The sequence below is a fragment of the Streptomyces sp. NPDC030165 genome (assembly GCF_055573595.1).
In genome coordinates this window covers 24,477-50,018 of the sequence record NZ_JBVIBD010000024.1, presented here as the reverse complement: position 1 = coordinate 50,018, position 25,542 = coordinate 24,477, and the positions used below count along the sequence as shown (strand labels likewise).

17 protein-coding genes are annotated in these 25,542 nt (G+C 73.4%); 13 read left to right on the top strand and 4 right to left on the bottom strand.

Annotated elements, in window-relative coordinates:
• Nucleotides 1–94: 94 nt before the first annotated feature.
• Both ACZ4Z1_RS34130 and ACZ4Z1_RS34125 read right to left on the bottom strand, forming a co-directional pair.
• Nucleotides 95–2,134 (bottom strand): thioredoxin domain-containing protein, encoded by a 2,040-nt coding sequence (locus tag ACZ4Z1_RS34130; protein WP_468490538.1) that lies wholly within the window; start codon nt 2,132–2,134, stop codon nt 95–97.
• Nucleotides 2,135–2,331: 197 nt separating this feature from the next.
• Complete coding sequence (locus tag ACZ4Z1_RS34125; protein WP_468490537.1) at nt 2,332–3,405, bottom strand: helix-turn-helix transcriptional regulator; 1,074 nt, start codon at nt 3,403–3,405, stop codon at nt 2,332–2,334.
• Nucleotides 3,406–3,645: 240 nt separating this feature from the next.
• Between ACZ4Z1_RS34125 and ACZ4Z1_RS34120 the strand changes: the two genes are divergently transcribed.
• Nucleotides 3,646–4,626, top strand: a complete 981-nt coding sequence (locus ACZ4Z1_RS34120; RefSeq protein ID WP_468490607.1) for a UbiA family prenyltransferase — start codon at nt 3,646–3,648, stop codon at nt 4,624–4,626.
• Nucleotides 4,627–4,635: 9 nt separating this feature from the next.
• On the opposite strand, the gene ACZ4Z1_RS34115 is transcribed toward ACZ4Z1_RS34120, so the two are convergent.
• Nucleotides 4,636–5,349: a helix-turn-helix transcriptional regulator gene (locus ACZ4Z1_RS34115; protein ID WP_468490536.1), complete on the bottom strand. Its 714-nt coding sequence runs from the start codon at nt 5,347–5,349 to the stop codon at nt 4,636–4,638.
• A 302-nt stretch (nt 5,350–5,651) separates the two neighbouring features.
• Nucleotides 5,652–6,665, bottom strand: coding sequence for a type I glyceraldehyde-3-phosphate dehydrogenase (gene gap / locus ACZ4Z1_RS34110; protein WP_468490535.1), 1,014 nt, complete (start codon nt 6,663–6,665; stop codon nt 5,652–5,654).
• 279 nt (nt 6,666–6,944) lie between these two features.
• Between gap and ACZ4Z1_RS34105 the strand changes: the two genes are divergently transcribed.
• The 12 genes from ACZ4Z1_RS34105 to ACZ4Z1_RS34050 all read left to right on the top strand — a co-directional run bounded on the left by ACZ4Z1_RS34105 (nt 6,945) and on the right by ACZ4Z1_RS34050 (nt 25,467).
• Nucleotides 6,945–8,888 (top strand): non-ribosomal peptide synthetase, encoded by a 1,944-nt coding sequence (locus tag ACZ4Z1_RS34105; RefSeq protein ID WP_468490534.1) that lies wholly within the window; start codon nt 6,945–6,947, stop codon nt 8,886–8,888.
• 72 nt (nt 8,889–8,960) lie between these two features.
• On the top strand, nt 8,961–13,457 hold the full coding sequence (locus ACZ4Z1_RS34100; protein WP_468490533.1) for a type I polyketide synthase: 4,497 nt from the start codon (nt 8,961–8,963) through the stop codon (nt 13,455–13,457).
• A complete protein-coding gene (locus tag ACZ4Z1_RS34095) occupies nt 13,450–14,616 on the top strand; it encodes a serine hydrolase domain-containing protein (RefSeq protein WP_468490532.1) in 1,167 nt (388 codons plus the stop codon). Before ACZ4Z1_RS34100 ends, ACZ4Z1_RS34095 begins: the two co-directional genes overlap by 8 nt.
• A complete protein-coding gene (locus ACZ4Z1_RS34090) occupies nt 14,613–15,518 on the top strand; it encodes a diiron oxygenase (protein ID WP_468490531.1) in 906 nt (301 codons plus the stop codon). The genes ACZ4Z1_RS34095 and ACZ4Z1_RS34090 overlap by 4 nt, the downstream gene beginning before the upstream one ends.
• The gene (locus ACZ4Z1_RS34085; protein ID WP_468490530.1) at nt 15,515–16,351 is read left to right on the top strand and encodes a class-II aminoacyl-tRNA synthetase family protein; all 837 of its coding nucleotides are present in this window, start codon (nt 15,515–15,517) and stop codon (nt 16,349–16,351) included. The genes ACZ4Z1_RS34090 and ACZ4Z1_RS34085 overlap by 4 nt, the downstream gene beginning before the upstream one ends.
• Nucleotides 16,332–16,751, top strand: coding sequence for a 4'-phosphopantetheinyl transferase superfamily protein (locus ACZ4Z1_RS34080; protein WP_468490529.1), 420 nt, complete (start codon nt 16,332–16,334; stop codon nt 16,749–16,751). The genes ACZ4Z1_RS34085 and ACZ4Z1_RS34080 overlap by 20 nt, the downstream gene beginning before the upstream one ends.
• Nucleotides 16,748–16,996, top strand: a complete 249-nt coding sequence (locus tag ACZ4Z1_RS34075) for a phosphopantetheine-binding protein (RefSeq protein ID WP_468490528.1) — start codon at nt 16,748–16,750, stop codon at nt 16,994–16,996. Before ACZ4Z1_RS34080 ends, ACZ4Z1_RS34075 begins: the two co-directional genes overlap by 4 nt.
• Before the next feature lie 34 nt (nt 16,997–17,030).
• On the top strand, nt 17,031–17,852 hold the full coding sequence (locus ACZ4Z1_RS34070; protein WP_468490527.1) for an SAM-dependent methyltransferase: 822 nt from the start codon (nt 17,031–17,033) through the stop codon (nt 17,850–17,852).
• Between the two features lie 20 nt (nt 17,853–17,872).
• On the top strand, nt 17,873–19,243 hold the full coding sequence (gene ccrA / locus ACZ4Z1_RS34065; RefSeq protein WP_468490526.1) for a crotonyl-CoA carboxylase/reductase: 1,371 nt from the start codon (nt 17,873–17,875) through the stop codon (nt 19,241–19,243).
• Entirely contained in the window at nt 19,240–20,469 is a 1,230-nt protein-coding gene (locus ACZ4Z1_RS34060; RefSeq protein ID WP_468490525.1) for an MFS transporter, read from the top strand. The genes ccrA and ACZ4Z1_RS34060 overlap by 4 nt, the downstream gene beginning before the upstream one ends.
• A 12-nt stretch (nt 20,470–20,481) precedes the next feature.
• The gene (locus tag ACZ4Z1_RS34055; protein WP_468490524.1) at nt 20,482–21,282 is read left to right on the top strand and encodes an alpha/beta fold hydrolase; all 801 of its coding nucleotides are present in this window, start codon (nt 20,482–20,484) and stop codon (nt 21,280–21,282) included.
• Nucleotides 21,283–22,179: 897 nt separating this feature from the next.
• Nucleotides 22,180–25,467, top strand: a complete 3,288-nt coding sequence (locus tag ACZ4Z1_RS34050; RefSeq protein WP_468490523.1) for a tetratricopeptide repeat protein — start codon at nt 22,180–22,182, stop codon at nt 25,465–25,467.
• Nucleotides 25,468–25,542: the final 75 nt, after the last annotated feature.

Here is a 25,542-nt window from a genome sequence, read left to right as displayed (position 1 = left end):
AGTTGACGCCCGCGTGAAGTTCAAGTCGGCTTTGGGCTTAGGACTTCGGACGGAGGGGCGGCGGGACCACGGGACCGGCCACGGCCCTTCCCCGTCAGCCCCCGCGCAGCTTCTCCCCCAGCTCCTCGGCGTCCACCGTCGGCCGCTCGCACGTGAAGTGGCGGCAGACGTACGCGGCGGGCCGGCCGTCGGCCAGCGGGCGGTCCTTCAACAACGGCACCTCCTCCGTACCGGGCGCCCCGAAGGCGACCACCGCGCCGGGCGCGGTGCTCAGGAGAGCGGCGCGGTGCAGTGCCCGGGTGGCCGGGTCGCCGTCCGGGCCGACGACCGCGACCTCACGCGGCCCGTCCAGCGCGGCCTCGGCGACGGCCAGCCCCCACCCGATGAAGCGCGGCGCCCGGCCGCTCAGCGCCTTGACGATGCCCAGGGCGCGTTCGGCGGCGTCCCGGTGCGGGGCGCTGCCGGTCAGCGCCGCGTACGACAGGAGTGCGCCGGCGGCCGCGGTCCAGCCGGACGGCGTGGCGTTGTCGGTGGGGTCCTGCGGGCGGCGGATCAGCTGCTCGGCGTCGTCGGCGGTGTCGTAGAGCGTGCCGTCCCCGGCGGTGAAGTGGACGAGCACGGTGTCCAGGAAGAGGCCCGCGAACTCCACCCACACGCCCTCGCCGGTGACCGAGGAGAGCGCGACGAAGCCCTCGGCGACGTCCGCGTAGTCCTCCAGGACACCGGCGTTGGCGCCCGCCACGCCGTCGCGCGAGGTGCGGTGCAGCCGCGCCTGCCAGTCCATGTGGACGCGGACGAGCAGGTCGGCGGCGTCCGTGGCGGCCTGCACCAGGTCCGGGCGGTCGAAGTAGGCGCCGGTCTCGGCGAGGGCGGCGATGGCCAGGCCGTTCCAGGCGGCGACGACCTTGTCGTCCCGGCCGGGGCGCGGCCGGGCGTCACGGGCCGCGCGCAGCCGCTCCTTGATGCTCGCGATCCGCGCCGCGTCCACCAGGTCGTCGGTGTCGGGCAGTTGCAGGACGGAGGCGCCCTCCTCGAAGGTGCCCTCCTCCGTCACACCGAAGTAGTGCGCGGCGACCGCGGCGTCCTTCTCCCCCAGGACGTCACGCAGCTGCTCGGGCGTCCATACGTAGTACGCGCCTTCGACGTGCCTGCCGCTGCCGTCGTCGGAGTCCGCGTCCAGCGCGGAGGCGAAGCCGCCCTGCTCCGTACGGAGCTCACGCACCATGAACTCGGCGGTACCGACGGCGACGCGGCGGGCCAGGTCCGACCCGGTGGCGCGCCACAGGTGCGCGTACGTACGGCACAGCAGCGCGTTGTCGTACAGCATCTTCTCGAAGTGCGGCACCGTCCAGGACGCGTCGACCGCGTAGCGCGCGAAGCCGCCGCCGAGCTGGTCGTAGATCCCGCCGCGGGCCATCGCCTCCGCGGTCGCCTGCACCATCTGCAGGGCCGCCTCGGACTGCGTACGGGCGTGGTGGCGCAGCAGGAACTCCAGCGCCATGGACGGCGGGAACTTGGGCGCCCCGCCGAATCCGCCGTGCACGGCGTCGAAGTCGCGGGTCAGGGTGAGCAGCGCGGTGGCCAGGTCCTCCGGGCCCGGCGGCACCGGATCGCCCTTGGCCAGCGATGCGGAGAGCGACCGCGCGGACAGGTCGGCGACGATCCGCCCGGCGACCTCGCCCACCTCGTCGCGGCGGTCCGCCCAGGCGCTCCGCACGCCCTGGAGGACCTGCGGGAAGGACGGCATCCCGTGGCGCGGCGCCGGCGGGAAGTACGTACCGAAGTAGAACGGCTGGGCCTCGGGCGTCAGGAAGACGGTCATCGGCCAGCCGCCCTGCCCGGTGGCGGCCTGCACGGCCTCCATGTAGACGGCGTCCACGTCGGGCCGCTCCTCGCGGTCCACCTTCACCGGCACGAAGTGCTCGTTGATCAGCGCGGCGATGCCCTCGTCCTCGAAGCTCTCGTGTGCCATCACGTGACACCAGTGGCACGCCGAGTAGCCGACCGACAGCAGAACCGGGACATCACGCCGCCGTGCTTCCTCGAACGCCTCCGGCGTCCAGGGCCACCAGTCGACGGGATTGTCGGCATGCTGTAGCAGATAAGGCGAGGTCACACCAGCCAACCGGTTCATACGACCCAGCCTCTCACAAGGCCCGGCCCCACCGGCGGGGCCCGCACAGGCCCTGCCTCGCATGGCCGAGCCGCGTTCAGGTACACGGATGCCCCAGGTCGGGCAGCGCGGCGTCCGCGGCCGCGGTACGGACGACGGGATGGTGGACGTCGCCGGTGGCGTCGTACCGGCCGGCAGGCCCCTGGAACGGCGGGAGTTCAGTCCGCCGGCCCCGGGTGCCTCCGCTCCAGCATTCCCGCGTGGGCGGCGGAGACGCCGGCCTGGAAGCGGCTGCGGGCGCCGAGGCGGTCCATGATGGTGGCGATGTGGCGGCGGACGGTGCGTTCGGAGATGCCGAGGCGGCGGGCGATGAACTCGTCCTTGTGTCCGGCCGCCAGCAGCCGCAGGATGGCGCTCTGGACGGCGCCGAAGGTCTCGCCGTAGCCGGCGGCGCAGGGCTCGAAGTCCATGGCGGACTCCCAGGAGTGGGCGTGCAGCCGGCCGAGGACCTCCACCGCGGCCGCGTCGTAGAGGACGGTCGCCTCGGGGGGCTCGGTGACGAAGGCGAAGGCCGCGCCGCGGCCGAGGACCAGCAGGCTCTGCGGCGGCGCGTTGCAGGTGCGCACGTGGGCGCCGGCGTCCGCGAGGCCGCTGAGGAGTCTGCGGGCCCGGGCGTGGGCGCGCACCGTGTGCGGGGCGACGACGCGCACCTCGGCGCCGCGGTCCAGCAGCGCGGCGAGGAACGGTTCGACCAGGTGGAGCGGGTGGCCGTCGGGGCTTTCGCCGGACTGCATGAACAGCGCCTCGCCGGTGCAGCGGGAGACCGCGTCCGCCAGCCGTCTCCGCGTCTGGTGGCCGTCGCGGAGGGTCACGGACGCCTCGGTGTACGGCTCGGAGCGCTGCACCGTGTCGAAGACGTCGCCGAAGCGCTTGAGCTGGCCCTGGATGCCGGTGAGGGTCAGGCGCCGGTCGTAGATCTCCCGTTCGAGGGGTGCGACGAGTTCCCCGTGCGCCGTGCTCGGGCCGACGGCGACCAGCCGGCTGCGGTCCTCGTCGAGGAAGGAGACCAGCCGCAGCGCCGCCAAGTGCCGCAGCGCGCCGTCGACCCGCGCGTACGGGGCGTCGAACGCCGTCTGGATCTCGGTCGCGGAGGTCGACGGGCGGCGCAGCACCCAGCCGTAGATCTCGGCGGAGAACTCGTCGTCGTAGACCATCTCGTCGAGGTCCATCCGGTGGATGTCCGCTTCGTCGAGGGGCGTCTTGTCGCGGAGGGCCACGTCGTCGCGGGCCATGGGCAACACTCACCTCCGGTGCGCTGGATGGTGCCGTGCCGGACGCGAGGCGACGGTCGGCGTTGACGGTCCGCGTCCGTGGTGATCATGCCTGATCGGCGGGGTGCGGTGAACGGCTGTGATTCCAAGGGAGGATCCGGGCGGCGGGAATCTGCGACTTTGGTTGTAGTTCAGCTTGCAACCAGATCGCGGCAAGGGTTCCGGTCCGGTGGGGTGTCTAGGCTGCGGCGCGTGACTGAGATGGGGGAGCCGTCCACACCGGGCGGGCAGATGACATGTACAGGACGTAGACGGACAGGCGGCGGCGTACCGGTCGTACGGCTCGCGCGGCTGTGCCTGGCGGAGGCCAGGCCGCAGGTGCAGGGGATCTTCCTGCTGCGGTTCGCGGTGGGAGCGGCCGGAGCACTGCCCGCAGCCGCAGGCCGGGGTCCGTCCGCCGTGGGAGCACTGGCGGCGGGGGCGGTGGCCTGGTGGGGCGCCGTGGTCTTCGCGTACCTGCTGAACGGGGTGACGGACGTCGTCGAGGACCGGGCCAACGGGTCACGGAGGCCGATCGCGCGGGGAGCGCTGCCGGTCCGTACGGCCGGGGGAACCGCCGCCGCGGTGGCGGTGGCCGCCCTGGGGCTGAGCGCGGCCGCCGGCGGCGGACTGGTGTGGTGGACGGCCGCGTTCCTGACGCTGGGCTGGGCCTACTCGGCACCGCCGCTGGCGGCGAAGCGGTGGAGCCTGTCCTGCTCGGCGGTGGTGTTCGGGCTGGGCTGGACCAGCTATGCCGCCGGGGCGGCCGCGGCCGGAAGCGGACTCGGGCGCACGGAACTGGTGTTCGGCACCACAATGTCGGCGTGGATGGCACTGGTCGGCGCGGTGGTGAAAGACCTGTCCGACGCCGACGGGGACGCTGTCGGCGGGCGGCACACCCTGGCGGCGCGGCGCGGGCTCGGCGCCGCACGGCGGCTGGCCGTCCTCGGCGCGACGGTCGTCGGAGTGGGCGCGCCGGTCGCCTCGCTGGTGTGGGCGCCGGTGGCGCTGGCCGGGGCCCTGCCGCTGTCCGCCGGGGCCGGGTGGGTGGTGGCGGAGTGCCTGCGGGCGGGCCGCGGCGACCGCCGGGCGGACAGGCAGGACCGGCAGGTACGGCGCGGCGCGTACCGGGCGTTCATGGCCACTCAGTACGCGGCCAACCTCACCATGCTGGGAGCCCTGTCGGTCCGCGCCGCGGTGTAGCGCGCGGCCTCAGCGGTCGGTGTGGCCGCCGAACGCCTTGTGCACGGCGTCCATCCGGGACGAGGCCCCTAACTTGGCGAAGATGTTGGACAGGTGGCGTTTGACCGTGGGCTCGGTGATGCCGAAGCGGCGCGCGATCTGCCGGTTGGTCATCGCGTGGGCCACCGCCTCCAGCACCTCTCGCTCCCGGGCGGTCAGCGTCGCGCCGGACGGGCCGGGCTCCGCCTCCTCCGGCGCCGGGCCCGGTCCGTCCGGCGCGGCACGGCCGGAGGCCAGGATGCGGCCGCGGGCCTCCTCGTAACCGAGCATGCCCGCGTGCAGGCGGCCCCCGGCGGCGGCGCGGAAGGCGGCGTTGACACGCGTCCACACCTCCGGCCGGTGCACCAGGGCCTCCTGGTCCGTGGCCTTCTGCACCGCGGGCTCCAGGGAGGACCAGAGGATCTCCACGGCCCGCACCGACTCGGCGGCCGGTATCTGCTGCAGCGCCCGGTAGGAGCCGAGCAGCCGGGTGTACTCCTCCGGCCCGTCCGTCTCCTCGGGCTGGGCGGACTCCAGCGCGTCGGCGCACTCGTTGAGGATGGCCAGCGCCTGCCGCCGGCACTGCCGCCAGACCTCGGGGCGGGTGGCCAGCGGGCTGTCCACGCGCAGCAGACTGGCCCAGTACGCCACCATGACCTCGGGGATCCTGGCACGCAGCGCCCGCGCAGCCCTCGCATACGCCATGCTTCCCCCCTCTTGTCCCCCGGGCAGCGGACCGCAGCGGAAGGGCGCGACAGGCGCCCGGCCAACGATCGTACTCGGGGCAGGAGAGAAGCCGGATCGAGCCAGGCGGAAGCCCTGGCCGGTCGTGCGGCCGAAGAAGCCGCCGGAGACCGACTGTTCAAGGGCTTCGGTGGCCTCGTACCCTCCGGCGGGGAAGTCCTGGTACAGCCGCGCAGAACGGCCGGGCCGGACCGGCATCCGTACGGCGTACGGCATGTTCTGCCGTCTCCCTCGGGAGCGGGCCCGCGGCCCCCTGGCGGGGATCAGCCGAGGTTGCCCAGGAGGCTCACCACGTCCAGGGTGCGGTGGGAGAAGCCGGCCTCATTGTCGTACCAGCCGACGACCTTCACCAGAGAGCTCTCGCTGCCGTCGTCGACGACCATGGTGAGCGGCGCGTCGAAAGTGCAGGAGGCGGACGTGCCGATGATGTCCGTGGAGACCAGCGGGTCCTCGCTGTACACCAGAAGGTCCTTGAGCGGGCCGCGGGCCGCCTCCGCGTAGGCGGCGTTGACCTCCTCCACCGTGACCCGGCGGCCGACCTCGACGGTCAGGTCGACGATCGAGCCGTCGACGACGGGGACCCGCATGGACAGGCCGTCCATCAGCCCGGCCAGCTCCGGCAGCACGGTGCCGATGGCGCGGGCGGCACCGGTGGTGGTGGGCACGATGTTGTTGGCCGCGGCGCGGGCGCGGCGGAAGTCGCGATGCGGCGCGTCGTGCAGGCGCTGGTCGCTGGTGTAGGCGTGCGAGGTGTTCATCAGGCCGCGGCGCAGGCCGAAGTTCTGGTGCAGCACATGGGCGAGCGGGGCGGCGCAGTTGGTCGTGCAGGAGGCGTTGGAGACGATCCGGTGGTCGGCGGTCAGCTCGCCTTCGTTGATGCCGTAGACCACGGTGAGGTCGACCTGTTTGGCCGGGGCCGAGATCAGCACGCGCTTGGCGCCCGCGTCCAGATGGGCCCCGGCGGCCGCGCCGTCGGTGAAGACGCCGGTCGACTCGACCACGACGTCGACACCCAGGTCGGCCCAGGGCAGTTCCGCCGGATTCCGCTCCCGCAGGGCGGGGATCGTGCGCTCGCCGATCACGAGGTTCCCGTTCTCGGCCGCGACCGGCTCGGCCAGCCGGCCGTGCACCGAGTCGTAGCGCAGCAGACTGGCCAGGAGTTCGGGGTCGGTCAGGTCGTTGACGGCCACGATCTCGATGTCCGGCCGGGACAGCGCGATGCGGGCGACCGTGCGTCCGATGCGGCCGAAGCCGTTGACGGCGATGCGCGTTGCCATGGTGTCGGCGTCTCCTCGGGGTGACGGAATCTTGCCGGGAACGGGCGGATGGAGCTGCCCTCCGGCAGCCTAGGGTCTTTCGCCCGCCGAGCGGCGCGCCGGCCACTGGCCGCTACCGGACAGTCCGCTTCCGGCAATTGAACCGCCACTCCCCCTCGTATAGCTTTGCCGCGCCCTCGAATTGCCGGGCCGCTCAAGAGATTGCATCCTGTGCAACTGCGCCAAGATCCACGGCAATTCGAAGAACTCACAGTTGCGGGGGAACGCATCGTGGAATCGGTGAGGCATGCGGACGCCGGAACCATCTCGATCGTGGAACAGCTCCACCGAATCGCACGGAACGCGCCGGACACACCGGCCGTTTCGGACGCGACGGAATCCCTGACCTATGCGCAACTGTGGGCCCGGACGGAGGCCATGGCCCGCCTGCTGCGCGCGGGCGGCGGCGTTCCCGGCCGGCCCGTCGGCATATGCATGGCGCCGACGGCCTCCCGGCTGGCGGCGATGCTGGGCACGATGCGGGCCGGCTCCCCGTACGTGCCGATCGACCCGCACTCCCCGGACGGCCGGATCCGCGCCGTCGTCGAGGGGGCCGGGGTCGAGCGGGTGCTCGTCGACGAGACCACCGCGGGGCGGTTCGCCACGCGGCCGCACGAGACGCTGGACGCCTCCGCGTGGCCGTCGTTCGCCGGCACGGGAGGGGACGCGGGAGTGGACGCGGGAGTGGACGCGCCAGCCTCCGCCCCGGCCTGGCCGCGCGGCTCCGACCTCGCCTACGTCATCCACACCTCCGGGTCCACCGGCAAACCCAAGGGCGTCGCGGTGGAACACGGCAGTGTCAGCCACCTCTTCGACGCGCTGGACGAGGTGATCCCCCAGCTGCCGGACCGCTCGGCCCAGTGCTGGCTGGCGGCGGCGAACTTCTGTTTCGACATGTCGATCGTGGACCTGTACTGGCCGCTCACACGGGGAATCCCCCTCGTCATCGGCGACATCGACGCCCTCGCCGGGCGCTCCGAGGAGGGGGCCGAGTTCCTGACCGGGCAACTGGCGAGCGGCCGGGTCACGCACTTCCAGTCGACGCCCTCGCTGGTGCAGCTGATGTTGCAGGACCCCGTGCTCGCCGACGCCGTGCGCGGGCTCCACGTGCTGGTCATGGGCGGCGAGATCGTGCAGCCTGAGCTGGTCGCGCGGCTGCGCCCGGTGCCGTACGTCTTCAACGGTTACGGGCCCACCGAGACCACCGTCTACACCACGCTGCACCCCTGTACGGACGCGGACGCCGCCGCCGGGCAGGTGCCTGTCGGGCGGGCGCTGCGCGGCGTGCAGCTCCGCGTCGTCGGCGAGGACGGGCGCGATCGGCCGCACGGAGAGCCCGGGGAGCTCCTGATCGGCGGCACCGGGCTGGCCCGGGGCTACCTCGACGACGCCGAGCTCACGGCCCGCAAGTTCCCGGTACTGGGAGAGGGCGCGGACCGGCGGCGCTGGTACCGCACCGGGGACCTGGCCACCCTCGGCGCGGACGGCACCGTGCGCTACCGGGGGCGCATCGACAGCCAGGTCAAGGTCCGCGGATACCGGGTCGAGCTGGGCGAGGTCGAGGCGGCGATCCGCGCGGTGTCCGGCGTCGAGGAGGCCGCGGTGTTCCCGGCGCGGGACGACAGCGGCCGGGTGGTCCGGCTGACCGCGGCGGCGAAGGCCACGGCGGGCGGGGTCACCGGGGACGACGTCCTCGCCCGCGTCGGCCGGGTGCTGCCCCCGTACGCGGTGCCGCAGTCGGTGACGCTCTTCGAGGAGCTGCCGCTCGGCCCCACCGGGAAGCTCGACCGGAAGGCGCTGGAGCGCCGGCTGGCGCAGCCGCCGGCGTCCGCGGTCCGTACGGGTTCCGGTGGCGCGGAGCCGGGCCGCGGGGGCGTGGAGCGGGCCGTCGCCGAGGTCTGGAGCGCGGTCCTCGGCACCGATGTGCCGGCCGACAGCGACAAGAATTTCTTCGACCTCGGCGGGAATTCGGTGCTGCTCGGCTCCGTCCTCACCCGCTTCCGCCGGCGCTTTCCCGAGGCGCAACTCAAACTCGTCGAGATGTACCGCTATTCCACGGTGCCCGCGCTGGCGGCGCGAATCCGCAGCGGGCCGGCCGCGGGGGCGCCCGCCCGGCAGGGAGTACGCCGGTCCGCCCCGCTGAGCGCGGCCGACCGCAGGCGGCTGGCCCGTCACGCCGAATAGCCGGGCAACATATTCCGATCACGATCGCCGTACGCATTTCCGGCCATGGGCATGGAAGACAAGGATTCGGCAGTGAACCACCGCGGATTGAGTGAACACGACCCACAGAACATCGCCATCATCGGCCTGGGCTGCCGTTTTCCGGGCGCGGAATCCCCGGCGCAGTTCTGGTCGAACCTGGTCGCCGGGGTCGAGTCGGTGCAGGTGGCGGGAGACGCCCCCGACGGATGGCTGCACGCCCGGTCGACCCTGGACGGAATCGAGGACTTCGACGCCGGCTTCTTCGGTTACAGCCCCCGCGAGGCCGCCCTGCTCGACCCGCAGCACCGGCTGTTCCTGGAGGTCTGCTGGGAGGCCCTGGAGGACGGCGGCGCGGCCGGGCGGCGGCGTACCCCCGGCATCGGGGTGTACGCCGGCAGCGGCACCAGCCTCTACCTGATGCACCACCTCAGCGGCCAGGCCGGCAAGCCCTTCCCCAACTACCTGGACTCCACCGGGGACCTGCAACTGGCGATGGCCGCCGAGCGCGACTACCTGACCAGCCGCGTCTCCTACAAGCTCGACCTGGACGGCCCCAGCGTCAACGTGCAGGCCGCCTGCGCCACCTCGCTCTACGCGCTGCACCTGGCCTGCCAGGCGCTGCTGGCCGGCGAGTGCGACCTGGCGCTGGCCGGGGGCGCGCACGTGCCGGTGCCGCAGATCGACGGGTACCGGCCCGAACCCGGGCTGGTGATGTCGCAGGACGGGCACTGCCGTGCGTTCGACGCCGGCGCCACCGGCACCGTCTTCGGCAGCGGCGTCGGCGCTGTGCTGCTCAAGCCCCTCGGACAGGCACTGGCCGACAACGACCGGGTGTACGCGGTCGTACGGGGCACCGCGGTCAACAACGACGGCGCGGGCAAGCCCGGCTTCAGCACCCCGAGCGTGTCCGGGCAGGCCGCCGTCATCCGCCAGGCGCTGGCCGCCGCCGACGTCGAGCCCGCGACGGTCGGTTACGTGGAGGCGCACGGCACCGCGACGCCGACCGGCGACCCGATCGAGGTCGAGGCGCTCACCGAGGCATTCCAGGGCGCGGCCCCGCAGTCCTGCGCGCTGGGCTCGGTGAAGACCAACATCGGGCACCTGAGCTGGGCCGGCGGCATCGCCGGGGTGATCAAGACCGCGCTCGCCCTGTGGCACCGCAGACTGCCGGCCTCGCTGCACTTCCGTACGCCCAACCCGGCGATCGATTTCGCCGGTTCACCGTTCTACGTGCAGTCCGAGACCGCCGACTGGCCGCGGGGCGACGGCCCGCGGCGCGCCGGGGTCAGCGCGTTCGGGCTCGGCGGCACCAACGCGCACGCGGTGCTGGAGGAGGCGCCCGCGCCCGCCGGCGCCGGCCGCGCGGAAGGCCCCCAGGTGCTGCCGCTGTCCGGGCGCAGCGAGTCCGCGCTCCGTGAGCTGGCCTCCCGGGTCGGCACGGCCCTGCTGGCCGACGCGGCGCCGGAGCCCGCCGACGCGGCGCACACCCTCGGCACCGGGCGCCGCCACTTCGCCCACCGGGCGGCGGTCGTCGCTCCGGACCGCAAGACCCTCGCCGCGCTCCTGGGCGCCGTGGCGGACGGCCAGGAGGACGCCGCCGACCGCTTCGAGGGCGAGATCGGCCTCGCCGCCGGGAAGGCGCCGGGCGTGCCGCCGCGGCTGACGATGCTCTTCTCCGGGCAGGGCGCCGAGTACCTGGAGGCCGGCCGCGACCTGTACCGGCACGAGCCGGTCTTCCGCGAGGTCCTCGACGGCGCCGACCCGGAGTTCGAGCGGCACACGGGGCAGCCGCTGACGGAGTTCCTGTACCAGGACGCCGCCCGCCGCGGCATGCCGGTCGCAGGCATCCGGCTGGCGCAGCCGGTCGTGTACACGCTGCAAGTGGCACTGGCACGGCTGTGGGAGAGCTGGGGCCTCACGCCGGACACCCTGGTCGGGCACAGCCTGGGCGAGTACGCAGCGGCGCACTGCGCCGGGGTGTTCGACTTCGGGACGGGGCTGTACCTGGTGTGCGAGCGCGCCCGGCTCCTGGAGACGCTGCCCGAGTCGGGTGCCATGGCCGCGGTCTTCGCCGGCGCGGAAGAGGTACGCGAACTCCTCGCGGGACAGGACGAGATCGGCATCGCGGCGGTCAACGCCCCCAACCGTACGGTGATCTCCGGCGACCGGAGCGCGCTGGAACGCGTACTCGCCGAGGCCGAGCGGCGCGGCCTGACCTGCCGGCGGCTGCGCATCGGCCGCGCCGGTCACTCCGCGCAGATGGACGCCATCCTGGACGACTACACCGCCGTCCTGGAGACGGTCGAGATGCGCCCGCCCACGCGCACCCTCGTCTCCACCCTGACCGGCGCCGAGGCCGGTGCGCAGATCGCGTCCAGCGGGTACTGGCGGCGGCAGCTCCGCGAGCCGGTGCGATTCCTCGAAGCGGTCCGGACGGCCGCCTCCGGGGGCTCCGATGCCGACGTCTTCCTGGAGATCGGTCTGTCCAACACCCTCACCGGCCTCGTCCCGCTGGCACTGGACGACGGCGGGCCGGGCGAACCGGTCTGCCTGGAGGCGCTGCGCTGGGAGCGTGACGATCTCGCCTCCACCCGGCTGGCGCTGGCCGGCGCGTACGTGGCCGGGGCCGAGGTGGACTGGGAGGCGGTGGCGCCGGGCGGCCGCACGGTCTCGCTGCCCACCTACCCCTTCCAGCGCAGCCGCCACTGGGTCGCGCCGGCCAAGGCCGCCTCCGGCGCCGCCGACCGCGTGGACAGCGACGCCATGGGCGCCCTCGACGCGGACCCGCAGCACGACGGCACCGGGCACTACGTGGTCACCTGGACCGACGCCCCCGAGCCGGTCACGCCGCGGGCCGTGGACCGCTGCCTGCTGCTCGCGCCCTCGGCGCCGTCGGCCACTGAGCTGTCTCGGGAGCTGACACGGCTGGGCGCACAGGTGCGGGTCCACGTGCTCGACGAGGACGAAGACCAGGAGGCGGCCGTCGCGGCCGTCGCGCAGGCCCTCACCGACCACCGCCCCGACCTGCTCCTCAACGCCATCCCGGCGCTGCGCAGACGCGGCGCCGACCTCGCCGGGCTCCCGTACGCCACCGGATCGGTCGCCGACGACGTGGCGGCCGCCGGCGGCCCGGCGACCCTGCTGGCCTTCCAGGCGGCCTCCGCGGCGAACCTGCCCGGGCTCACCCTCTGCACGGTCACCTCCGGCGCGCACCGGGTGCTGGCCTCGGACGACGTAGTGCCCGCGCAGGGCGCGGTGACCGGTATGGCGCGCACCGCACGCACCGAGTTCCCGACCATGCGCCACCTCCTCGTCGACCTGGGCGCCGCCGACACCCGGCAGCGCTGGCCCGAGACGGCCGCGCGGCTGGCCGCGGCCCCGGCCGCGGCACCGGACGGGGACGCCGAACTGGCACTGCGCGGCGAGCGGGTGCTGCTGCCCCGGCTGCGTCCCGCCGCGCCCCCCGACGGGGGGCCGCGCGTCCGTGTCGGCCCGGACGGCTGGTACGTCGTCACCGGGGGCCTGTCCGGGGTCGGCCTGGAGTGCGCGCAGGCTCTGCTGGAGCTGGGTGCCCGGCGGCTGGTGCTGTGCGGCCGCCGCGCGCCCGGAAAGGAGAGCGCCGGGCGGCTGGCGCGGATGGAGCGGCAGTACGGCGCGCAGATCCGCACGGAACGGGTGGACGTCACCCAGCGGGCGCAAGTGGACCGGCTGTTCGCCGAGTACTGCGCCGGGGATTCGGCGGTGCACGGCGTCGTGCACGCCGCCGGCCTGGTCGACGACGCCATCATCGACCGTACGGACTGGGCCATGATGACCCGGGTGCTGGGCCCGAAGGCGCAGGGCGCCTGGAACCTCCACCGAAGCGCCGCCGCGCATGCGCCGGACCTCCGCCTGTTCGTCCTGACCTCCTCCTACGGCGGCCTGTTCGGCAACCCCGGACAGGCCGGGCACGCCGCGGCCAACACCTTCCTCGACGCCCTGGCGGGCCACCGCCGCGCGCTCGGGCTGGCCGGGCTCTCCCTCGACCTGGGTTCCTGGTCGGACGTCGGCTTCCTGGCCGGGAACGAGGAGTTCCTGCGGGGGCTGGAGCAGCAGGGCATCGGCACCATCTCCGCCGACGAGGGCCGAGCCGCCGTGCGGGCCGCGGTCGAGGGCTGGCCCGCCGGCCAGGTCGCCGTACTGCCCACCCGCTGGGACCGGCTCGACCCCGAGCACCATCTGGCGTCCAACCCCGTGCTCTCCGGGGTGACCGGGAGCCGCGGTGCGCAGGCCGAGGCGGTCCCCCCGGCGCCCGCGGGCCCGGACGACGTCCTGGCCGCCTGCCGGCAGGTGGTCTCCCGAGTGCTGGGCTACGGCGACGCGGAGCTGGCCGGGCTCGACCTGACGGATTCCGGCATGGACTCCCTCAACGCGCTCACCATACGCAACCAGCTCCAGCGGCTGCTGTCGGTGCCGCTGCCGGCCTCGATCTGCTTCGACCGGCCGACCCTCACCGAGCTGGCCGCCGACATCGAGAAGCGGATGACGGAGATACGTGACCGTGACTGACCTGGAAATGGAGCACATCACCGGCACGGCCGCGGAGGAATTCCGCCCGCTGGCCGAACGGTTCGAGCGCCTGCACCGCGACGGCGCCGACTCCGGCGCCGAGCTGTGTGTGTACGTGCACGGCGAGGAGCGGGTCGCCCTGCGCTCCCGCGGGCGGGAGCCGGACCGGCTGCAGAACGTCCGCTCGGTCAGCAAGGCCCTGCTGTCGATCGTCACGCACGCCCTGCACGAGCGCGGCGACATCGACATCGACGCCCCGATGGCCGACGTCTGGCCGGCCTTCGCCGCCGAGGGCAAGGGCTCCCTGACCCTGGCCACCTTCCTCAGCCACCAGGCCGGGCTGATCGGCGTCGACCGGCCGCTCACCGTCGACGACGTCCTCGAACGGCACCCGGCCGTCGAGGCGCTCGCCGCGCAGCGCCCCTACTGGGAGCCCGGCACCGACCACGGTTACCACGACCTGACCTTCGGCTGGGGCGTGGGCGAATACCTGCGGCGGTCCACCGGGAAGTCGGTGGACGAACTCTTCGAGGCGGAGCTGCGCAAGCCGCTCGGCGCCGAGGTCCGTATCGGCATCGACGACTTCACCCGCTTCGTCCCCTTCCAGGAGTCCGGCCCCGCGCGCACCGGCACCGCCGCCGAGGTCATCCACCTGCTCGGCGACCGGTCCTCCTTGCTCAGCCGGAGCCAGCTGAACCCCAACCTGCTGAACGCCGAGAAGTCCCTGCGCTACCTCAGCGCCGAGATCCCCGGCTGCAACGCCGTCTCCACCGCCCGGCCACTCGCGCGGATCTTCGCGGCGACGCTCGGACCGGTGGACGGCGTGCGGCTGTGGAACGAGGACACCCTGCGGCGGGCCTCCCGGCTGCGGCGGCGCGGCACCGACCGGGTCTTCGCCCGGGAACGCGCCTACGCACAGGGCTTCATGCTGCCGGACAGCCACCTGCCGCAAGCAGGCCTCGACGTGGCCTCCTTCGGCCACTACGGGCAGGACTGCTCACTGGTCTTCGCCGTGCCCGAGGACGGCCTGGCCTTCGCCCACACCTCCACGCAGCTCAACCACCGGCTCGACCAGTACGCGAAGACCGACGACCGCGCGGCCCTGCTCGGCCGGGCCGCCGTCGCGTGCGTACGAAAGACGATTGGGGACTCGCCATGACCGACACGCTCATCACCGGTAGTCCGCGCCTGCAGAGCATTCTCGAACGGCTGAGCTCGATGTCGATCGAGGACTACTACAACCCGTACAAGATGTTCGAGTGGCCGGACACGCTGCCCGAACAGATGTGGTGGATGAGCCCCGAGCTGACCACGACGTACGGCACCGAGGTCGCCGAGGAGCTGTCCCAGGAGCAGCTGTACGCGCTGTCCAAGTACGAGAGCGTCAACTTCTACAGCCTCAACGTGCACGGCATCCGGGAACTCCTCATCGAGGTCACCCACCGCATCCACACCGACGACTTCGCCCTCTCCTCGGAGTTCTTCCACCACTTCATCGGTGAGGAGAACGAGCACATGTGGTTCTTCGCCGAGTTCTGCCGGCGCTACGGCAAGAAGATCTACAAGCAGATCCGGGGCGGAGCCGAGACCGTACCGCCGGGGAACGCGGCGAGCCTGCTGGTCTTCGCGCGGATCCTGATCTTCGAGGAGCTGGTCGACCACTTCAACGAGCGGATGGGCGCCGACGAGCGGCTGCACGAGACGGTCCGGGGCATCAACCGCATCCACCACCAGGACGAGTCCCGGCACATCGCCTTCGGCCGGGAGCTGGTCAAGGTGCTCTTCGAGAACTTCCGCAGCCGGGCCACGAAAGAAGAGCTGGAGCAGGTCAGCAGCTATCTGAAGCGGTACCTGACCTACAGCTTCGAGACGCTCTACAACCCGCAGGTCTACAAGGACGCCGGGATCCCGAAGCCGCTGGACGTGCGGCGGCGGCTGCTCGACGGGCCGCGGCGGCGAGAGTTCGAGGCGCAGGTGTTCCGCAAGACGCTGCCGTACCTGACCAGACTGGGCATCGTCCAGGACGGGCCCGCGGAAGCCGTCGAGGGGGCGGCGCAGTGACCGCCCCGGGAAGCAGCCGCATCGATCAGGGCCTCGCGCTCCTCGGTCCGCAGGAGACGGCGCTGCTGCGGCTCCTCGACGACACCTTCGGCCGCTGGGGGGCCGAGGCCGGCGCCGGGGAGATCTCCGCGCCGCCGCTCTACCCCGTGGACACCCTCGCGCACCTGGACGTGTACGTGAACTTCCCCCACCTCGCGCTGGTCGCCGGCGGGCTGGAGACGCCCACCGACGGGCCCGCGCAGGGCCGGTTCGCGGCCGGGCAGACGGCCGAGGCGCACCTCGGCCTCTCCACCGCCACCTGCTTCGGCGCCTACCTCCTCTTCCAGGACACCCGGGTGCCCCCGGACACCCTGGTCACGCTCGTCAACCGCTGCTTCCGCAAGGAGGACCACTTCGACGGGCTGCGCCGGCTGCTCAGCTTCCAGATGCGGGAGATCGTCGCGATCGGCACGCACACGCACACACAGACCGTGATCGCCCGCTTCCGGGAGCGGATCGAGAAGTTTCTCGCGCTGCTCCTGCTCGACGTGCGGGTGGAGGCCGCGACCGACCCGTTCTTCCAGGCCGGGGGCGCACGGGCGCTGCTGCAGAAGATGGAGCCGGTGAAGTACGAGTTCCAGGTCGACGGCCTCGCCATCGCGTCGGTCAACACCCACCGGAACTTCTTCGGCGAGCGCTGCCGGATCACCGTCGAGGACGGCGGGACCGCGTTCACCGGCTGCGTCGCCTTCGGGCTGGAGCGCTGGCTGGCCGTCCTCATCGACCGCCACGGGAGCGCCGACAAGGCCCGCACCTCCGTCGAGCAGGCGCTCCGTGAGCTGGGCCCCGTCTAGCGCGCCGCGGGTCGCGGTGGACCTGGTGCTGCTCTCCCGCGCCGAGGAGCTGCTGCGGCCGGACCGCCGCCCGGTGCTCGACCGCATGCTGCTTCCTGAGGAGACCACGGCCTGCACCCGAGGGGGCGTGCTCGACGCCAGCGCGGTTGCCGGGGTGCTCGCCGTCAAGGAGGCCGTCTTCAAGCTGTTCCACGTACGCGACCGGCCGCTGCCCTGGCGCTCCATCCGGGTGGCAGGCGGGCCGGGCACCTGGCCCGCCGTGCAACTGGACGGACCGGCCGCCCAGTTGGCCGAGGCCGCCCGACTGCAGTCCGGGATATCGGTCAGCCTGGCCCACGACGGCGCCTACGCCGTGGCGGTCGCGGCGGCCGTCCACACCACCGAAGGGATGCCCCTGTGACCACCCAGCCGCAGACGACCGGGTTGGACGCCATCAAGCACTGGATCCTCGCCAAGCACGAGGACCGCACCGACATCGCCCCCGACGAGGACCTCATAGAGAACCGCCTCGTCGACTCCCTCTCCTTCGTCGAGTTCGTCTTCCTGATCGAGCAGGCCGGCGGCCGGGAGATCGACATGGACAGCCTCGACCTGGGCGACGTGCGCACCCTGGCCGCCATCGAGAAGCGCTTTCTGGCCGGCTGAGCCCGTCCGCCGCGACCGAAAGGGAAGACCCCGCGTGGAAGACATCTCCTACACCGCCCAGTGGACCGCGGCCGCCCGCGCCCTGGAGGGTGACCGCAGCGACGGACTGTTCACCGACCCGTACGCACAGGCGCTCGCCGAGCCCCGCGGCTTCGAGCTGCTGGAGCGCTACCGGGGCGCCGCCGTCAGCGACTTCATCGCCGTACGCACCCGCTACATGGACGACGCCATCGGCCGCATCCTCGGCGGGACCGGGATCCGGCAGACCGTGCTGCTGGCGGCCGGCATGGACGTGCGCACCCACCGCCTCGACTGGCCCCGGGACGAGGCCGTCTACGACGTCGACCACGGCGCGCTGCTCACCGAGAAGCAGCAGCGGCTGCGGCGACTCGGGGCCGAACCGAAGGTGCCGACGGTACCGGTCGCCGCCGACCTGGCCGGGGACTGGCTGACAGCACTGAAGTCGGCCGGCTTCGACCCTGCCGAGCGCACCCTGTGGGTCGCCGAAGGCCTGCTCTTCTTCCTCACCGAGGAGCAGGCCGGGCAACTGCTGGAGACGGTGGCCGGGGCCGCCCCGGCCGACAGCCGCCTCGTCGTCGACATGACCAGCGCGACGCTCCTGCGGCACCCCATGACCCAGCCGTTCCTGCGCTCCCTGCGCGAGGACGGCACGCCCTGGCAGTTCGGCACAGACGATCCGGCGGGCTTCCTGGCCGGGCACGGCTGGCGCGTCGAGGACCTGAAACAGCCCGGCGAGCCGGGTGCAGGCCAAGGCCGCTGGCCCTACCCGGTGGCCCCGCCCGGCACGCGCGGCGTACCGCGGAACTGGCTGATCAGCGCCGTCGCGGCGGCGTGAGGCGACAAGGAGGAACCCGGATGAGTGTGAGCGCGCAACCGGAAGCCCTGGCCCACGGCACCGCCACCAGGGAGCAGGCCGAGCAGGTCCCGGTTCCTGACGCATATGTCGCCGCGCATCTGCGCGCGGAGGACGTCGGCATGTTCGGCGCCGCCTCCGACAAGGACGTACGCAAGTCACTGCGGGTCGGCCAGGTGCCGATGCCCGAGCTGGCGCCGGACGAGGTGCTGCTCGCCGTCATGGCCAGTTCGGTGAACTACAACACCGTGTGGTCGGCGATGTTCGAGCCGGTGCCGACCTTCCGCTTCCTGCGCCAGTTCGGCGAGCAGGGCGGCTGGGCCGAGCGGCACGACCAGCCGTACCACCAGGTCGGCTCCGACGCCGCCGGGGTGATCCTGCGCACCGGCTCCGGGGTCCGCCGCTGGCAGCCGGGCGACCACGTGGTGGTGAGCCCCGCCTACATCGACGACCAGGAGCCCGGCACCCAGGCCGACGGCATGCTCGGCGCCGAACAGCGCGCCTGGGGGTACGAGACCAACTTCGGCGGGCTCGCCGAGTACGCCGTCGTGCGGGCCAGCCAGCTCGCCCCCAAACCGGCCCACCTGACCTGGGAAGAGGCCGCGACCAACACGCTGTGCGCGGGCACCGCCTACCGGATGCTGGTGGGCGAGCGCGGCGCGCGGCTCAAACAGGGCGACGTGGTACTGATCTGGGGCGCGGCCGGCGGACTCGGCGCGTACGCGGTGCAGTTCGCGAAGAGCGGCGGGGCGATCCCGGTCGGCATCGTCAGCTCGCCGCACAAGGCCGAACTGCTGCGCAGGATCGGCTGCGACATCGTCATCGACCGCAACGAGATCGGGCTCACCGGGGCGGCGGACGACGACCCGCTCCGGGTGCTGGAGATCGGCAAGCGGCTCGGCGCGCTGATCCGCGAACGGGCCGGACGGGACCCGGACATCGTCTTCGAACACGTCGGGCGGGCCACCTTCGGGATCTCCGTGTTCGTGGCCCGCCGCGGTGGCACCGTGGTCACCTGCGGTTCCAGCAGCGGCTACCAACACTCCTACGACAACCGCTATTTGTGGATGCGGCTGAAGCGGGTGATCGGCAGCCACGTGGCGAACCTTCAGGAAGTATGGGACTGCAACCGGCTGTTCGAACTCGGCCGCCTCGTACCGACACTGTCGGAGGTCTACCCGCTGGACCGGGCGCCCGAGGCGGCACGGCTGGTGCAGACGAACCGGCACGCGGGCAAGGTGGCCGTGCTGTGCCAGGCGCCGAGGGAAGGACTCGGCATCACGGACGCGGCGCTGCGCGCCGCCGTCGGCGAGGAGCGGCTGCGGCTGTTCCGGGAGACCGGCGGACCCGAGGAGGAGAGCGAAGAACAATGAGCAACAACGAGGAGACCGCGCAGGCGGTCGGCGACGCGACGGCACCGGCCGCGGACGCCCCGGCGAAGGAGACCCCCTGGCGGGGGCAGACGGCGATCCTGGCACTCGGCGCCTTCATGGTCGGCACCGACGGGTTCATCATCGTCGGGCTGCTGCCCGAGATCCGCACGACGCTGCACGTCAGCACGGGCGCGGCCGGCCAGATGGTCAGCCTGTTCTCCCTCGCCTACGCGCTGCTGGGGCCGGTGCTCGCCGCGTTGACGGGGAAGTGGTCCCGCAGCCGGGTACTGGTGGCCGGGGCGTTGCTGCTCGCGGCGGGCAACGCCGTGACCGCCTCGGCGGACTCCTTCCCCCTGGTGCTGGGCTCGCGTGTACTGGCGGGCGCGGGCGCCTCGCTGTTCATGGCGAGCGCCGTGGCGACGGCCGCGTACCTGGCCGGGGAGGCACGGCGGGGCCGGGCCATCGCCATGGTGACCGCCGGGGCGACCCTCGCGCTGGTGCTGGGGGCGCCGCTGGGCACCCTGATCGGCGGGGCCTGGGGCTGGCAGGCGGCCATCTGGTTCGTCGCCGCGGTCGCCGCGGCGGTCGCCGCCGTGCTCGCCGTACTGCTGCCGCCGGTGCACCTGGGCGCCGGCGCCTCGCTGCGGGAGCGGATCGCACCGCTGACCGACGGGCGGGTGCTGCGGGTGCTGGTGGTCACACTGCTGGCGTTCGTCGCGATCTTTCTGCCCTTCACGTACATGAGCGCCGTCTTCGAACCGGCCGTCGGCGGCGAGCAGTCCCGCCTCGCGCTGCTCCTGCTCGTCTTCGGCACCGCCGCCACCTGCGGAAACCTGGGCGCCGGGGCACTCGCCGACCGCTACGACCCGCGGCGCGTCGTCATCGGCGCGACCATCGGGATCGCCGCGGTGTTCCTGGTGATGCTGCCGATCCGGGAGAGCTTCGTGCCCGTGGTGATCGCCACGGCCTTCAGCGGCGTCGTCTCCTACTCGGTGATCGGCCCGCAGCAGCACCGCATCATCGCCTACGCCTCCCCCGGGGGCGCCCCGCTGGTGACCTCCCTCAACACCTCCGCCGCCTACCTGGGCAACTTCCTCTCCAGCGCGCTGGGCGCGGCGATCCTCACCCGCTCCGCGGCCCTGGTGCTGCCGGTCGCCGCGGCCTTCGCCGCCGTCGCGTCGCTGCTCACCTGGTGGCTCTCGCGCGGCCGCACCCCGACAGAATAGGAAGACCACCGCATGGTCAGCATGACGCAGTACAGCGTCGACGTCGCCGGCATACCCGTCGGCTACTACAAGGAGGGCCAGGGCCCCGAGCTCGTCCTCGTCCACGGCGGCACGGGGCACCCGGAGACCAGCTTCGCCGGCCTGCTGGAGGAGTTCACGCCGTACCGGACCGCGATCGTGCCCGGCTATTCGGGCAGCCACCTCACCCCGCTGCCCGAGGGCGGTACCGACGCGGTCGACGTGGAACTGCTGGCCGACCAGGTGCTGGGCGCGGTACGGGACGCCGCCGACGGCCCGGTGGACCTCTTCGGCATCTCCACCGGCGCCGTCGTCGCCGCCGCGGCCGCCGCCCGGGCGCCCGAACTGGTGCGCCGCGTCGTGCTGCTGGGCGGCTTCGTGCACTACCGGGAGCCCTGGCAGCGCCTCCTGGTCCGGGTCTGGCGCCGCCTCGCCGAGCTGGACGCCAACGCCTTCGCCGAGTACACGCTGCTGCACGTCCTCTCGGACGCCCACCTGGACGCGATGAGCGCCCAGGAACGCCTCGCCCTGCGGGCCGGACTGGCGCCCACGGAGGGCATGGTGGCGCTGATCGACTTCGTCAGCAAGGTCGACATCAGCGCGTACGTACCGAAAATCGAGGCGCCGACGCTGGTCGTCGGGATGAAGCACGACCAGCTGGTACCGGTGCGCTATGCCCGGAGGTTCCACGCCGCGATCCCCGGCAGCGAGTACGTGGAGATCGACTCGGGGCATGCGGCGGCGATCGAGAAGCCGGCCGAACTCCAGAAGATCATCGGAGAGTTCCTGGCCTGACCCGCGCTTCGCCGGGGCGCTCCGCGTCCGGTGAGGTCGGTCGCCCGGCAGGTCGGGGGCATCGTCGAGACGGGTTCCGCGTGGCGGGGGGGGCGGTTCCTGGTTCGGGGGCGCCCGGCCGGTGCGACTGATCTCGGTGGTCAAGCCGAAGCAGCGGCGCGCGTTCCCGGCGCGGCGCGCCTTCCCGCCGCAGCGCGCGTTCCCGGCGCGGCGCGCGTTCCCACCGCAGCGCGAACTCCCCTCACAACACGACTCCCCCTCACAGCACGTCTCCCCCGTCACGACCCGCCTTCCCGTCACAGCACGTCTTCCTGCGCGGCAAGGCGGGTCGGCAGGTCGGCTGCCGGCCGGTCTCGCCGCGGATGTTCCTGGGCGACCCCAAGTCGGCGGGTGAGACCGGCTACCGGTATCTCCGCGAGACTTCCTCCTCGCCCGCCCGCACGGCGCCCTCGTCACCGGCGCGCGCGATGCGCGCAGCGCGGGTGGCCTGCCAACGGGTGAATCCGCTCGTCGTTGCCGGCCTCTCTCCGGCGCGGTCCCTTGCGTGGGCAGCGCGGCGTCAGGTGCCACGGCGCCGCCCGACCGGTGGGTTTCCGGGCAGGCCCGGCGGTCACCGGCGTGCCGGAGCGGAAACGGGGAAGCCTCCTGAGCCAAGTGGTTCGGCATGAGGCGGTCTTCCCCGGGAAGGCCCCGCGGTGGACGGCGGGAGGACCGTGCGGGGAGTTATCCACAGGCCTGCCGGATTTCGCGCGGAAGCGGAACACTGTGGGTACGGAAACCGATCACCGCGGGCCGGGACGGGGGCGCTGCCCCGGCCGTCGGGGAGCGCTGGGAGGCCGGCGGGTCCGGGAGCACCGGAACCTGCCGGGACGCTGGGAACTGCAGGAGGGGGAAGGCATGGCGGGCTCACTGGCTGTGCTGCGTGACAGTCACCGGGCGGATGCGGAAGGGCTGTTGTCGCGGGCCGTCGAGGAGGAGGTCCGGCGTTCGGACGGGACGCTGGACCGGGGCGTACTGCTGGCCCGGGCGCACGCGGTGCTGGACGATCTGGCCGGTACGGCGTCCGAGGAGTACGGCGCGTACGTGCACGCGCTGGACGAGTCGGCGGCCGGGCAGCGCCCGCTGTCCGAACGGCTGTCGCGCAAGGAGCTGAGCACCCCCGCTGTGGCCACCGCGGTCGCGGCCGTCGCCGCCTTCGGCACGGACCTCGCGTTCGGGACGGGGCCCGGCACGGCCCTCGGCGCCGGTGCCGCGGTGGCGGCCGCGGGCGCCGCGGCCACCGTCGTGAAGCTGACGGCGGGGCACTGGCCCGCGGCCCACCGGCAGGCAGGGATGCGCGGGCAGCCGGGCGGCCCCGAGCAGCTGCGGCTCCAGTGGCTGACGGCGCTGGAGGTGCGCGGCATCCGGCCGTTCCTGGACCAGCAGCGGATGCTGACGGCGGCGACGCGCGGCGGCTCCTCCGGCGCGCCCGCGGCCTCCCGCAGCAGCCGGGTGCCGCAGCTGCGCGGCGCGGACCGCAGTGCGGCGGCCCGCCAGCGGTCCGTGCTGGAGCAGTCGTTCGCGCATCTCCCGCAGCCGGAGCAGCCGTTCGCGGGACGGCGGGCCCATCTGTCGCAGATCGCGCAGTGGGTGCACGCGGCCCGCGCGAGTACGGAGACCCGGCCGACGGTCGTGGTGCTGCACGGCGAGCCCGGTTCGGGGCGTACGGCGCTGGCGGTGCGGGCGGCGCACCAGCTGCGGGACCAGTTCCGCGGCGCGTGCGTGGTGGACCTGCGCGGAGACACCCCGGGCGAGACGCCGCTGCCGACGCGGGACGCGCTGCTGCATCTGCTCAACCGGCTCGGCGCGCCACGCGAGCAGCTGCTGTTCCGGGAGCGGCCCTCCCAGGAGCAGCACGTCAAGCGGCTCGCGGAGCTCTATCACAAGCACCTGACGGGCCTGCCCGTGACGGTGCTGCTGGACGACGCCTCGGACCCGGAGCAGGTGCGTCTCCTGGTGCCGGACCGCTCCGACAGCCTGGTGCTGGTGACGACCCGCGAGCCCATGGAGCTGCCCGGCGACCTCCAGGCGTGGGTGCACCAGCTGCCGGTGGGCGCGCTGGACTCGGCGGGCACCGAGGAGCTGCTGCGGGCGGCTGCCGACGAGTCCGAGGGCGAGACCGGGCCGTACGACCACCGGTCCGTGGAGCGGATAGCGCAGCTGTGCGCGGGGCTGCCACTGGCCCTGCGGGTGGCCGGCTCGTCGCTGGGTCCCCGGTCGCCCGCCACGCTGGCGGCGGACCTGGAGGAGAGCGCCGCGCGCTGCCCGGCCGCGGGAGGCCGGGCGACTCCGGCGGAGGCGGCACTGTGGCTGCGCTACGGCGACCAGCCGGAGACGGCCCGCCGGCTGCTGCGCCGGCTGGCGCTGGTGGGGCGGGCCAGTCTGGGGGCGGCCGCCGCGGCGGCGCTGCTGGGCGTGGACGTGCCGGAGGCCGAGCGGCAGCTGTCGGCGCTGGCCGCCGCGGGCCTGATCGAGCACGTACGCAGCGACCGCTACCGCCTGCACGCCCTCGTGCACCACTTCGCCCATGCCCGCCTGGTGGACGAGGAGGACCCGGCCGAGCGCGGTACGGCCCAGGAGCGGCTGATCCGCAGCTACGCGGAGCTGGCCGACTCGGTGATCCGCCTGGTGGACGGCCGTACGTCCACCCGCGCCGACCGCTTCGGCTCGCACGGCTTCACCTCGCTGGACGCGGCGCTCCGGTGGCTGGACGACGAGTCCAGCTTCATCACCGCCGCGCTGCGCCACGCCGACCAGGACGTGGACCAGGCGACCGTCTCGCACCTGCTGGGCGCACTGGCCGACTACTGCCTGCTGCGCGGCGACCTGTACCGCCTCGGCGAGCTGAGCGAGCTGACCAAGGCCGCCGACCGGGGGCTGCTCGTCCGGTCCGTGCAGTGGCGCACCGGCGTCGCGGCCCGTCAGCTGGGTGAGCTGGACAAGGCCCGTACGACCCTGAGCTCGGTGGTCGACCTGTATTTCGAGGCGCAGCACCCGGTAGGTGCCGCGCGGGCCCTGCGTGACCTGGGTATCACGCTCCAGCAGCAGGGCAATCTGACGGAGGCCGCGGCCAAGCTGCGCGAGGCCATGGAGATGCAGTCAGGCGAGGACGTACGCGGTGACCGGGCGTGGACGCTGCACGCGCTGGCGGCCGTGGAGCGCGACCGCGCGCAGGTGGCGGAGGCGCTGTCGCTGCTGCGCGAGTCCCTGGACCTGCACCGGGAGAGCGAGAGCCTGCACGGCCAGGCGTGGGCGCACTTCCAGCTCGGCCAGGTGTATCTGCGGATGGGCGAAGTCCCGGAGGCGGAGCGCGAGTTCCACGCGGCCCTGGACCGGTACGGCCGTACGCGCGACGACCGCGGCGAGGCGTGGGCGATGACCCAGCTGGCGCGGGCCCGGCTGGTGGACGGCGACCCGGACCCGGCGGTGGACCAGCTGCGCCAGGCCCTGCCCCTGCACCGCCGCCACGAGGACGCACGCGGCGAGGCGTGGACGCTGTACTACCTCGGCCAGTCGCTGGAGGAGCAGGGCGACCTGGACGCGGCGCTGCGGCACCTGGAGCGTTCCCGGACGATGTTCAGCCGTATGCAGGACGGCTACGGCCTCGCCTGTGCCCGGCACCACTCCGGGCGCGTCACCCGGGACCTGCGGGCCGCGCAGACCGGCTCGCTGCGCAACAGCGGCTTCGCCCGGCAGCTCCTCCAGGACGCCCGCAAGGACTTCCAGCGGATCGGCGTCCCGCACGGGGAGGCGTGGTCCTGCCTGGAGTTGGTGATCATCGACGCGGGCAACGGGCGGACGGCGCAGGCGCTGCAGCTGGCCGACGAGGCGGCGCGGACGTTCGCCGGGTACGGCGACCGGCGCGGCGAGGACTGGGCCCGTTTCCTGCGCTGCACGCTGCTGCCGTTCGCCTCACCGGGCGGCTCGGTGGTCGGCACGGCGGTCGCGCAGGAGGAGCTGGCGCAGCTCGCGCAGGACGGACACGCGACCCGCGACTCCAAGGTGGAGGACTGTGCGGAGACGTTCGCACTGCTGCTGGAGCGCGGCGTCGAGCCGGAAACGGGATGGGAGGCCTGGCGGCTCGGCATGGTCCCGAACCGCCACGCGCGCGAGGTCATGGGGGTGACCATATCTTCGACGCCGTGAAGGGGCTCCCCTGGGCGCCGTAGAGCCGGGGGGCCTCGTCGCCGTGACGGGAGGGCACCTCGTCGCCGTGGCGCG